9 protein-coding genes are annotated in these 11,338 nt (G+C 72.3%); 8 read left to right on the top strand and 1 reads right to left on the bottom strand.

Annotated features, from left to right (window positions below):
- Window positions 1-55: 55 nt before the first annotated feature.
- The 7 genes from ACZ6QQ_RS34760 (at window position 56) to ACZ6QQ_RS34730 (ending at window position 7,714) form a co-directional block, all read left to right on the top strand.
- The gene (locus ACZ6QQ_RS34760; protein WP_465882155.1) at window positions 56-775 is read left to right on the top strand and encodes a TIGR03936 family radical SAM-associated protein; all 720 of its coding nucleotides are present in this window, start codon (window positions 56-58) and stop codon (window positions 773-775) included.
- Between the two features lie 137 nt (window positions 776-912).
- Complete coding sequence (locus tag ACZ6QQ_RS34755) at window positions 913-3,999, top strand: Rne/Rng family ribonuclease (RefSeq protein ID WP_465882124.1); 3,087 nt, start codon at window positions 913-915, stop codon at window positions 3,997-3,999.
- A 176-nt stretch (window positions 4,000-4,175) separates the two neighbouring features.
- Window positions 4,176-4,793, top strand: a complete 618-nt coding sequence (locus tag ACZ6QQ_RS34750; RefSeq protein ID WP_465882123.1) for a hypothetical protein — start codon at window positions 4,176-4,178, stop codon at window positions 4,791-4,793.
- Between the two features lie 163 nt (window positions 4,794-4,956).
- On the top strand, window positions 4,957-5,271 hold the full coding sequence (gene rplU / locus ACZ6QQ_RS34745; RefSeq protein ID WP_326556235.1) for a 50S ribosomal protein L21: 315 nt from the start codon (window positions 4,957-4,959) through the stop codon (window positions 5,269-5,271).
- Window positions 5,272-5,316: 45 nt separating this feature from the next.
- Window positions 5,317-5,574, top strand: a complete 258-nt coding sequence (gene rpmA / locus ACZ6QQ_RS34740; RefSeq protein ID WP_326556236.1) for a 50S ribosomal protein L27 — start codon at window positions 5,317-5,319, stop codon at window positions 5,572-5,574.
- Between the two features lie 114 nt (window positions 5,575-5,688).
- Window positions 5,689-7,188 (top strand): GTPase ObgE, encoded by a 1,500-nt coding sequence (obgE, locus tag ACZ6QQ_RS34735; RefSeq protein ID WP_465882121.1) that lies wholly within the window; start codon window positions 5,689-5,691, stop codon window positions 7,186-7,188.
- Between the two features lie 70 nt (window positions 7,189-7,258).
- Window positions 7,259-7,714 carry a GNAT family N-acetyltransferase gene (locus ACZ6QQ_RS34730; protein WP_465882119.1) on the top strand — a complete coding sequence of 152 codons (456 nt, stop codon included), beginning with the start codon at window positions 7,259-7,261 and terminating at the stop codon, window positions 7,712-7,714.
- 48 nt (window positions 7,715-7,762) lie between these two features.
- Here the strand turns inward: ACZ6QQ_RS34730 and trpS are convergent, their stop codons facing one another.
- Window positions 7,763-8,773, bottom strand: a complete 1,011-nt coding sequence (gene trpS / locus ACZ6QQ_RS34725; RefSeq protein ID WP_465882118.1) for a tryptophan--tRNA ligase — start codon at window positions 8,771-8,773, stop codon at window positions 7,763-7,765.
- Window positions 8,774-9,093: 320 nt separating this feature from the next.
- Here trpS and ACZ6QQ_RS34720 point away from each other — a divergent pair, with 320 nt between their 5' ends.
- Window positions 9,094-11,337 (top strand): FUSC family protein, encoded by a 2,244-nt coding sequence (locus ACZ6QQ_RS34720; protein ID WP_465882117.1) that lies wholly within the window; start codon window positions 9,094-9,096, stop codon window positions 11,335-11,337.
- Window position 11,338: the final 1 nt, after the last annotated feature.

The raw sequence follows: 11,338 nt of genomic DNA, 5'->3' as shown, positions 1-11,338 counted from the left end.
CAGCAAGAAAAACCAGCCAGAGGGTGGTCAGGCGCCGGTCGTACAGCGGATCCGGATCAGGTACGCCAAGCGTGGGCCGCTGCGGTTCACCTCGCACCGCGACTTCGCGCGCGCGTTCGAGCGGGCACTGCGCCGCTCCGGCGTGCCGGTGGCCTTCTCCCAGGGCTTCACCCCGCACCCCAAGATCTCGTACGCCAGCGCGGCGCCCACCGGCACCGCGAGCGAGGCCGAGTACCTGGAGGTCGGGTTGCAGGCCGAGGTCGACCCGGCGGCGCTGCGGGAGGCCCTCGACGCGGCCCTGTCGCCCGGACTCGACGTGTTGGAGGTGGTGGTCGCCCGGGGCGGCAGCCTGGCCGAGCGGATCGACGCCTCGCACTGGCGGATCGAGTTGCCCGGTGTCGAGCCCGACCTCGCGCGGCAGGCGGTGGAGAAATTCCGGTCCTCGTCCGAGGTGCTGGTCGAACGGTTGACCAAGCAGGGGCGGCGTACGTTCGACGCGCGAGAGGCAGTCAACAGGGTCGATGTGATCGACCAGACTGGGGCACCTTCCGAGGTCGCGGGCGTACCGTGTGCGATACTCGACCTAGTCATACGGCAGGTCACTCCGTCCGTACGACCCGATGACGTCCTTTCCGGCCTCCGCGTGGTGGCCGACCTGGAGCCGCCGGTGCCGCCAAGGGCTACCCGGCTGGCGCAGGGCAGTTTGACCGCGCACGGGGCGATCGCGGATCCGTTGGAGGCGGACCGCGACTGGGCATCCATCGGTGAACGCTAGTCGAATTCGGCCAGCGCTCAGTGTTAGCCAGACTTCGGTAGACGTGCACCTGGACGCGCTACCGGAAACACCTTTGCGGCAACCCTGCGTGGCAGCGCTCACCCGCGCCCGGGGCAGCCAGAACTGGAGAACGTCCAATGCTCGACAACGAGCCCGAGGGCGGCGAACGGACCGGCTCCCAGCCGGCCGGGGACCCCGCCGAGACCACTGACAGCACGCCCGTTCGGCGTACCCGTACGACCCGGCGGCGTACGCCGTCGGCCACCGCCGAGTCGACCGAGGGCGGGGCTCCGGTGGAGGCACCGGGCGAGGCCCGGACCGGCTCCGACGAGGCGCCGCAGGCCGAGGTTTTCGCCCCGGTCGCGGGCGACACCGAGCCGGCACCGAAAGTCACCCGGCGACGGCGAAAGGCCACCACCGCCGACAAGCAGGACGAACCGCCCGCGGTCGTCGGCGAACTCGGCACCGGTGGCACGGCCGACCCCGAGCTGACCGCCTCCGGCGGGGACTCCACCCAGCTCACCGGCGTCGCGCCGGTCGCCGAGCCGGAGCAGGCCGAGGCCGCCCCGCCGGTCAAGGTCACCCGTACCCGGCGGCGCAAGGCCGTACCGGCGGCGGCCGAGGCCGAGCCGGAGACCCCTCCCACCGAGCCCGAGGCCGTCGCGGTCACCCCGCCGGCCGCGCCGACCCCGGTCGAGGAGGAGCCGACCCCACCCGCGGGCGCCGAGCAGGTGCCGCCGGGTGTCGCCGTGCCGCCGACCGTCGCGACCGCCCCGAGCGGACCCGATCTCGCCGAGCCGGCCGAGGAGGAGGTGCCGCGCACCCGACGCCGTCGGGCCGCGCTCTCCGCCCCGACCGTGCTGTTCATGGCCCCCGAACCGGAGCGGCCGGCGGCCCGGCCGACCACCGCCCCGCCGCCGGCCGCGCTGATCGAGCCGGTTCCCGTGGCACTCGACGACGAAGCGGCCGAGGAGGCCGACGCCGAGCCGGTCGAGCCGGCCCGTCGCCGCCGTCGCGGTCGCCGTACCGGTGAGCCGGTCGAGCTGCCCAACGACACGGTCGAGCCGGTCACCGACGCCGCCACCGACGGTGAGCCGGACCAGGTCGACCTGGACGAGGAAGACGACGACGAGGAGGACGAGGCCGGTGGCCGCCGTCGTCGTCGTCGCGGACGCCGGGGCCGGGGCCGGGGCAAGGGCCCGACCGACGAGCTCGAGGACGAGGAAGCCGAGGAACCGGCGCAGGCCGAGGCCGAGGCCGAAGCCGAAGAGGACGAGGAAGACGACACCGAGGGAGGCGACGGGCTGACCCGGCGCCGCCGTCGCCGCCGCCGCAAGGGCACCGGGGACGGCACCGAGGGGGCCGGCGCCGAGGACGGCGTACACACCGTCGTCAAGATCCGTGAGCCGCGTCGGACCACCGACGAGGTGCAGGGCGTCTCCGGGTCGACCCGGCTGGAGGCGAAGCGGCAGCGTCGGCGTGACGGGCGCGAGCAGCGCCGTACCCGGCCGCCGATCCTGAGCGAGTCGGAGTTCCTGGCCCGCCGCGAGGCGGTCGACCGGGTGATGGTGGTCCGCCAGCGCGGCGACCGTACGCAGATCGCCGTGCTCGAGGACGGGGTGCTGGTCGAGCACTACGTCACCCGGGCCACCTCCGGCACCATGGCCGGCAACGTCTACCTGGGCAAGGTGCAGAACGTCCTGCCCAGCATGGAGGCGGCGTTCGTCGACGTCGGCCGGGGCCGCAACGCGGTGCTCTACGCCGGTGAGGTCAACTGGGACATGAGCGGCCTGGAGGGACGGGCCCGCTCGATCGAGCACGCGCTGCGCTCCGGCGACGCGGTGCTGGTCCAGGTGACCAAGGACCCGATCGGGCACAAGGGCGCGCGGCTGACCAGCCACATCGCCCTCTCCGGCCGGCATCTGGTCTACGTGCCCAACGGCAACGCCTCCGGGATCAGCCGCAAGCTGCCGGACAACGAGCGCAAGCGGTTGCGCGACGTGCTGAAGAAGCTGGTCCCGGACGGTGCGGGCGTGATCGTCCGGACCGCCGCCGAGGGCGCCAGCGAGGACGAGCTCGCCCGCGACGTCAAGCGGTTGCAGGCGCAGTGGGAGGACATCCAGGCCCGCGCGGCCGAGGGAGGCGCCCCGGCGCTGCTCTACGAGGAGCCCGACCTGGTCATCCGGGTGGTCCGGGACCTGTTCAACGAGGACTTCCGCGAGCTGGTCGTGCAGGGCGACGAGTCGTACGCGATGGTCGAGTCGTACCTGGCGGGCGTCTCGCCGGACCTGGTGGCCCGGTTGCACCGGCACACCGGCACGGGTGACGTCTTCGTCGAGCGGCGGATCGACGAGCAGATCCTCAAGGGCCTGGACCGCAAGGTCTACCTGCCCTCCGGCGGTCACCTGGTGATCGACCGGACCGAGGCGATGACCGTCGTCGACGTGAACACCGGCAAGTACACCGGTGCCGGCGGCAACCTGGAGGAGACCGTCACCCGGAACAACCTGGAGGCGGCCGAGGAGATCGTCCGCCAGCTCCGGTTGCGGGACCTCGGTGGCATCGTCGTGATCGACTTCATCGACATGGTGCTGGAGTCCAACCGTGAGCTGGTGCTGCGCCGGCTCACCGAGTGCCTCGGCCGGGACCGGACCAAGCACCAGGTCACCGAGATCACCTCGCTGGGTCTGGTGCAGATGACCCGCAAGCGGATCGGCGCCGGGCTGCTGGAGGCGTTCAGCGAGACCTGTGACTGCTGCAAGGGGCGCGGGGTGATCATCCACACCGAGCCGGTGCCGGAGAAGCGCGTCGGCGCCACCACCGGCCCGAGCAACGGCGCCGGTGACCGGGTGAAGGCGGTCGCCTCGGCCAGCGTGCCGAGCAGCACCGCCGCGCCGACCACGCCGGCCGAGACCCCGGTGGTCAGCCGGCGTACCCGGGCCCGCAAGAGCGCGGCACCGGAACGGGTCGCGGTCGAGATCGCCGACTCCGACGAGGTCGACACCATGGGGTACGACCTGTCGCGGTACGAGGTAGACACGCCCGAGACGCCGGACGAGGCCGACACCACGCCGATCGGGTCCGCCCGGCTGGCCGGGGCCGACGATCCGGACGCGCTGGGCGAGGGCGGTGAGCTCGACGAGGACGGTGAGCCGACCGAGGGCGGTGTCGGTGGCCGGCGGCGGTCGCGGCGCGGTGGCACGCGTCGGCGTACCCGTCCCTGACCTGTTTTTCCGATCGCTCTCCGGGAGCCGATCGCAACGATCATGTGCCCCGCACCGGTTGCGCCCGACGCGCCGGTGCGGTGCACTAGGGGCCGAGCGCTGAGAAGGCCCCTTCCAGGCCAAAATGCGACTGGAAGGGGCCTTTTACCATCCGCACCCCCTCGCGAGGAGAACAGATGCGACGCCCGCTGCCGGCCGCCGTCATCACCGCCGCCGTGTTCACCGCCGTCCTGCTGGTCGGCTCCGGCTGTGCTGCCGAACGTGCCCGCCAGGAGGGGCAGGCCCCCTCGGGTACGGCCGCCCCGTCCGCGTCGGGTTCCGCTCCCGCTTCGGCCGTACCGGGCGCCTCCGGTGCTCCCGGCGCCAGCGGCATGCCACCGGCCGGTTCGAACGACGTGCCGGGCGGTGCCACGGCCGGTCCCGGTGCCCCGGCGAACCCGCCGCCGGTGGTCGCCCCGGCCGGCGGTAACGCCAAGGAGGTCTGCGCGGCGGCGCTGAAGACCAACACCGACATGGGTACGGCCTTCATCACCGAGATGGTGGCGATGATGCAGGCGACCAGTGACGGCGACACCGCTGCCGCGACGGCCGCCCGGGGCCGGGCGGAGAAGAGTCTGGCCGACTGGACCGGTGCGCTGCGCGGGCACGCCGCCAGGGCCACCGACGCCACCCTGAAGACCACCCTCGGCGAGTTGGCGGCGCAGGTCGGTAGCATGAAGCCCGACGCGAACTCGATCGACGAGATCAAGCTGGAGTCGCTGAACGAGCGGGTCGGGCAGCTCTGCGGGAGCTGAGCCACGGGGCCCGGTTTGAGCACCGGACCGGCCATGGCGTACGCTAGCCTGCGGCGCACCTTTGGCGCCAAGCTCTCGCGTGCCCGCCCCCGCATTCGTGCGGCCGAGGTGAGCAGCCGCGAACAGCATCCCAACAGCCTCAACGACAGGGAGTCCGCCTCCGATGTACGCGATCGTCAAGACCGGCGGCAAGCAGTACAAGGTCGCCGAGGGCGACGTGATCGAGGTCGAGAAGCTCGTCGGTGAGCCTGGCGACGCGGTGACGCTCTCCGCGGTGCTCCTCGTCGACGGCACCGACCTGGTGACCGACGCGGCCAAGCTCGCCAAGGTCGCGGTTTCCGGCGAGATCGCCGCCCACACCAAGGGCCCGAAGATCCGGATCCACAAGTTCAAGAACAAGACCGGTTACCACAAGCGTCAGGGGCACCGTCAGCCGCTGACCCAGGTCAAGGTGACCGGCATCTCCAACGGTAAGTAGTCGGCGGCAGGGTAAGAGTCCAGCGGAAAGTTAGGTCGTCCTCAGATGGCTCACAAAAAGGGTGCGTCCAGCTCGCGCAATGGTCGCGACTCCCAGGCGCAGCGGCTCGGTGTCAAGCGGTTCGGTGGCCAGGTGGTCAGCGCCGGCACGATCCTGATCCGGCAGCGCGGCACCAAGTTCCACCCCGGCGACCTGGTCGGGCGCGGCGGCGACGACACGCTCTTCGCGCTGGCCCCGGGTGCGGTCCAGTTCGGCACCAAGCGTGGCCGCAAGGTCATCAGCATCGTGCCGGCGGCACAGTAGTTAGCTTCTCCATTCGGCGAAGCGGGCCGCGGACCTGAGTGTCCCGGCCCGCTTCGCCGTTTGCGTGGCAGGCTTGTTGTCGCGGGGATGGGCCCCGCGGAGAGGATTGGCGTCGTGATTACCTTCGTTGACCGGGTCGTCCTGCATCTGCGGGCCGGCGACGGCGGGCACGGCTGCGTCTCCATCCACCGGGAGAAGTTCAAGCCGTTCGGTGGCCCCGACGGCGGCAACGGCGGTCACGGCGGCAGCGTCTCGCTGATCGTCGACCCGCAGGTGCACACCCTGCTCGACTTCCACTTCCGGCCGCACATCAAGGCCGACAACGGCAAGGGCGGCGCCGGTTCCAACCGGGACGGCGCCAACGGCGGCGACCTGGTCCTCAAGGTGCCCGCCGGCACGGTGGTGCTGAGCACCACCGGCGAGGTACTGGCCGACATGACCGGCGCCGGCACCATCTTCGAGGTCGCCCGCGGCGGGCGCGGCGGGCGCGGCAACGCCTCGCTGGCCAACGCCCGGCGCAAGGCCCCCGGCTTCGCCGAACTGGGCGAGCCCGGCGACGAGATGGACGTCGTACTCGAACTCAAGAGCGTCGCCGACGTCGGCCTGGTGGGCTTCCCCTCGGCCGGCAAGTCCTCGCTGATCTCGGTGATCTCGGCCGCCAAGCCGAAGATCGCCGACTACCCGTTCACCACCCTGGTGCCGAACCTCGGCGTGGTCCGGGTGGAGAACCACACCTTCACCGTCGCCGACGTACCGGGGCTGATCCCGGGCGCCGCCAGCGGCAAGGGCCTCGGGCTGGAGTTCCTGCGGCACATCGAGCGCTGCTCGGTGCTGGCCCACGTGGTGGACACCGCGACCCTGGAGCCGGGCCGGGACCCGCTCGCCGACATCGACGCCATCGAGGCCGAGCTGGCCGAGTACGGCGGGCTGGCGGACAAGCCACGGATCGTCGTACTCAACAAGGTGGACGTGCCGGACGGGAAGGACCTCGCCGACATCACCCGCGCCGACATCGAGGCGCGGGGCCTGCGGGTCTTCGAGGTGTCGGCGGCGACCCGGGTCGGGCTGCGGGAACTGACCTTCGCCATGGCGGAGCTGGTCGAGCAGCACCGGGCGGCGACGCCGGTGCTCGAACCGACCCGGATCGTGCTCCGCCCGGTCGCGGTGGACGACGCCGGTTTCACCATCGAGACCACCGACGACGGCGCGTTCGTGGTGCACGGCCCGCGCCCGGAGCGCTGGGTACGGCAGACGAACTTCGACAACGACGAGGCCGTAGGCTTCCTCGCCGACCGGCTGGCCCGGTTGGGCGTCGAGGAGAAGCTCGCCAAGGCCGGAGCCCAGCCGGGCAGCCTGGTCCGGATCGGCGTACGCGAGTTCGACTGGCAGCCGACCCTCTACGCCGGGGTGGACTTCACGCCCGGTAACCGGGGCACCGACATCCGGCTGGAGACCCAGTCGTCGCGTCCGTCGGCATCGCAGCGGCTGGCCGCTCGTAAGGCCCGGCGGGTACGCCCGGAGGACGAGTTGCAGGCGGCGCTCGCGGCAGCGGCCGACGCCGACGCCGACGACGCGCCGGTGACCGTCGGTGGCGGGGACAGCGCCGTCGACTAGACGGGTACGCGCTCTATTGGCGCCACTTTCGAGAAACCTGGGCGAAATGGCGTCTGATTACCCTGAGTGGATGCTGATCGAGTCTCGTCCATGCTCCGATCCGGAGCTCGCCGCCCTGGTGACCGCACAGCAGCGGGAGCTACGGGAGGCGAACCGACCGGCCGGCGGGGTGGACGACTCCTTTCCCACCCGCGACGACGTACGGCACCTGGTCGGCGTGCTCAGCGGCCGTGCGGTGGCCTGCGGCGCGATCCAGTCGATCGATGCGACCACCGCCGAGATCAGGCGGATGTACGTCCGCCCGGCCCACCGCAGGCGGGGCATCGGGCGGCAACTGCTCGGTGCGCTGGAGGAACTGGCCTTCTGGGCCGGTCACTCCGTGTTGCGCCTGGAGACCGGGACCTACCTGCCCTCGGCGTTGGCCCTCTACCGTTCGGCCGGCTACACCGAGATCCCGGTCTACGGCCGGCACGTCGGCAACCCGTACAGCGCGTGCTTCGAGAAACGGATCCTGGTTTCGGCGTGAGCGGTGTACGGGGACGGGTCTGTCCCCGTACACCGGGGTCACCGCTCTTCAGGTGAGCAGGCCGATGGCGCGCTTGGCCCGGTGCACCGTGTCGGTGGCACCGTCACGGGCCCGTTCGGCCCCCTCGGCCAGCACCCGCCGGACGTAACCGGGGTCGCGGGCCAGCTCCGCGTGGCGGAGTTGGATCGGGCGCAGCAGCGCCTCGACCGCCTCCGCGACCGCCCGCTTCAGCTTGCTGTAGGAGGTGAACTCCTCGGCGAGGGTGGCCGGCGCGGCGTCCACGCAGGCGGCCAGGATCTCCAGCAGGTTCGCCGGGCCGGGGCGGGTGTCCGGGTCGTACTCGACCCGTCGCCCGGAGTCGGTGACCGCGCGGGTCACCTTGCGCCGGATCACCTCCGGCGGGTCGAGCAGGAAGATCGTGCCGGCGTCCGCGCTGGTGGTCTTGCCCATCTTCGAGGTCGGGTCGCTCAGCTCCATCACCCTGGTGGCCACCTGCGGATGGACGGCGCGCGGCACGGTGAACGTCTCGCCGTACCGGGCGTTGAACCGGGTCGCGACGTCCCGGGCGAGTTCCAGGTGCTGGCTCTGGTCCTCGCCGACCGGCACCTCCTCGGCGTCGTGCAGCAGGATGTCGGCCGTCATCAGCACCGGGTACGTCAACAGGCTCAGCCGTACCTGCTGCTGGGCGGCGGACTGCTCCCTGAACTGGATCATCCGCTGGGCCTCGCCGACACCGGTGGCGCATTCGAGCAGGAAGTGCAGTTCGGTGTGCTCCGGCAACTGCGACTGGACGTACAGGATGGCCCGGTCCGGGTCGAGGCCGGCGGCGAGCAGCATGGTCGCCTGCTCCAGGGTCCGTTCGCGAACCCTCGCCGGCTCGTGGGCGACGGTGAGCGCGTGCAGGTCGGCGAGGAAGACGATGGTCTCGGCCCGGTACTGGGCGTCGACCACCGGGCGGATCGCGCCGAGCAGGTTGCCCAGGTGCAGCGAACCGGTGGGTTTGAGGCCGGTCAGCCGGCGCTTCGGCAGGGTCCGGGTGATCGTCGGGGTCGCGGTCATCGGGGGCTCCTTGGAGTACGTCGACCGCCCGTCCCGGGTGCGCACACGTCAACGGCCGCCCGGGTGGGGCGGCCGTGGTGGGTCTCGGGGTGCGCGGATGCGTGGCCGCCCGTCAGGGGGCCCGCCAACCGTCTGTCGTCATCCGCACCCGACCAGCTTAACCCACCGGGCCGGATGACCCGTCCGGGTGGCTGGGCGGGGTGTGCCGTAACGCCGTCGCCCCGGTGATCGTTTGCCCGATCGTGAGGAGCTGATCGGGGCATGCGGCGCTGATCGGGGGCGTGCGGAGCTGATCGGGTCGGTGAGCATCGGAGGGATGCGTGAGCAGCCGCGCCGTTGCCTGGTTGGGCCGGCGGGACCCGGGCTACCGGATCGTCCGCCGTGCCGTACGGCTGACGCTGATCGGTCTCTTCGTCTTCTACAGCGGCATCTACCTGGTCGACAGCATCACGTTGGCGCTGTACTCGGTCTTCACCGTCTTCGCCGTCGGGGTGCTGGCCCACCTGCCGGTCACCCCACGGGAACGTGGCCGGGTCCTGCTCGCCGCGCTCCCGGTGGCCTGGGCGCTGGTGGTGCTCGGCACCGTGCTGGGCGCGCACATCTGGGCGGCGGCGGTCGGCATGCTGGTGGTCGGGTTCGGGGTGGCCTTCCTCGGGGTCGGTGGGCCCCGGCTGGCCGGGGTGGCGGCCTCGCTCCAGCTGTTCTACATCCTCGCCTCCTTCGGCCCGTACGCACCGGACACGCTGGGCGAGCGGCTCGGCGGGGTGACCGCGAGCACGATCCTGCTGATCCTGGCCGAGTTGCTGCTCTGGCCGGACACGGTGGACCTGGTCCGTTACCCGCAGCGGCTCGCGGGCGCGGCCCACGCGGTCGCCTCCTTCCTCGACGTGCTCGCCGACGTGCTGTCCGGCCGGATCGACCCGGGGCCGGAGACGGCCCGGCGGCAGGCACTCGCCGGGCAGGCGGTCGACCGGCTGACGTTCGAGGAGTTGCCGGCGACCGAGCGGCCGACGAGTGCCAGCCGCCGGGACCGGGCGATGCGCGACGCCGCCGTCGCCCTGCGCGAGGCGCTGGACTTCGCCGAACGGCTGGCCGTCGACACGGCGGTGCCGGGGGCGTTCGCCGCGACCGGTTCACCGCCGCCGCCGGGGGCGCCGGTGACGCCGGACAGTGACCTGGACCGGTTGCTGCGGCGGGGGGCGGACCAGATCCGGGCGTCCGGCCGTACCTTCGTGCGCGAGGGGGAGCCGATCGACGAGGGGGAGCCGCTGCGGCTGCACCGGGCGATCGAGGAGATTCGGGCCCGGCCGCGCGGTGAGTCGGCCCAGGAGCCGGGTCTGAGCCGGCTGTGGCTGGACGCGATAGTCATACGGGTGGTCGAGCAGGCACCGATCCTGGCCACCGCGGCCCGGATCACCGCCCGGTTGCCGGTCGGGGCCCTGACCCGGACCGCCGGCCGATCGCACCACCCGTTCGAGTACGCACACCGCCCGGTGATCGCGCTCTACTGGGAGCGGCTGCGGGTGCACCTGACCCCGAGGTCGGTGCACTTCCAGGGGGCGGCGCGGATCGCCCTGGCGTTGGCGGCGGCTCGGGTGGTGGCCGGTTACCTGAACCTCCAGCACGGTTTCTGGGTGCTGCTGGCCACGCTCACCCTGTTGCGTACGTCCGCCGCCGACACCCGGACCACGCTGCGCCCGGCGGTGATCGGCACGGTGTGCGGTGCCGGCGCCGGGGCGGCGCTGCTGTTGGTCGCCGACCGGCCGGAGGTGTACCGGGCGGTCCTGCCACTGGCCATGGTGCTGGCCTTCGCGGTCGGCCCGCTGCTCGGGCTGGGCTGGGGGCAGGGCTTCGTGACCCTGCTGCTCACCACCCTGTTCGCCCAGATCGGACCGGCGAGTCTCCAGATCGTGCAGGCCCGGTTCCTGGACGTGCTGGTCGGCGCGGTGGTCGGGGTGGTGGCCGGTCTGCTGCTCTGGCCCCACGGTGGGGGCGGTGAGCTGCGCCGGTCGCTGGCGCACTATCTCGACTCGGCGGCGGCGTCGAGCGAGGAGACGGTCGAGGTGCTGACCGGTCGCCGGCCGGACCGGGGTGAGTTGGGGCGGGCGCACCGGGCGATGGTGCTCGCCGAGGCGTCGATGATCCAGTACCAGGCGGAACGGCCGGCCCGCCGCAACGAGGGGGTGGACTGGAGCGCGGTGCTGATCGCCGGCCACGAGATGGTGCGGGGCGGCCAGGCCCGGCGGGATTTCCGGCCGCCGCCGTATCCGGAGCTGACCGACGAGGTGGTGGGCCCGCTGGACGACTTCGCCCACCGGGTGCGGTGTGCGTACGGGGACGTCGCGGACCAGTTGAGTCGGGGTGGCCGGGCGGACGAGGTGGCGACGCCGCTGGCGCCCGACGACCTGCCCGTCCGGCTGCGGACCCTGCTCGGGGCCGGCGGCACCAGGCAGGAGGCGCTGGACCTGGTCGACCTGGAGGTGTGGCTGATCTGCCTGACCGCGCACCTGAACCGGATCCAGACCCAGGTCGACGGTGGATCGAGGGAGGTACCGCTGCGCTAGG

This window comes from Micromonospora sp. NPDC049529 (assembly GCF_055586685.1).
The sequence above is the reverse complement of the archived record's forward strand: the minus strand, read 5'-3'. Positions and strand labels throughout refer to the sequence as shown.

Bases quoted from the DNA above. Each gene is read 5' to 3' on its own strand.
- ACZ6QQ_RS34755 (WP_465882124.1), top strand. From the start codon at position 913: ATGCTCGACAACGAGCCCGAGGGCGGCGAACGGACCGGCTCCCAGCCG.
- ACZ6QQ_RS34750 (WP_465882123.1), top strand. From the start codon at position 4,176: ATGCGACGCCCGCTGCCGGCCGCCGTCATCACCGCCGCCGTGTTCACC.
- rplU (WP_326556235.1), top strand. From the start codon at position 4,957: ATGTACGCGATCGTCAAGACCGGCGGCAAGCAGTACAAGGTCGCCGAG.
- rpmA (WP_326556236.1), top strand. From the start codon at position 5,317: ATGGCTCACAAAAAGGGTGCGTCCAGCTCGCGCAATGGTCGCGACTCC.
- ACZ6QQ_RS34730 (WP_465882119.1), top strand. From the start codon at position 7,259: ATGCTGATCGAGTCTCGTCCATGCTCCGATCCGGAGCTCGCCGCCCTG.
- trpS (WP_465882118.1), bottom strand. From the start codon at position 8,773: ATGACCGCGACCCCGACGATCACCCGGACCCTGCCGAAGCGCCGGCTG.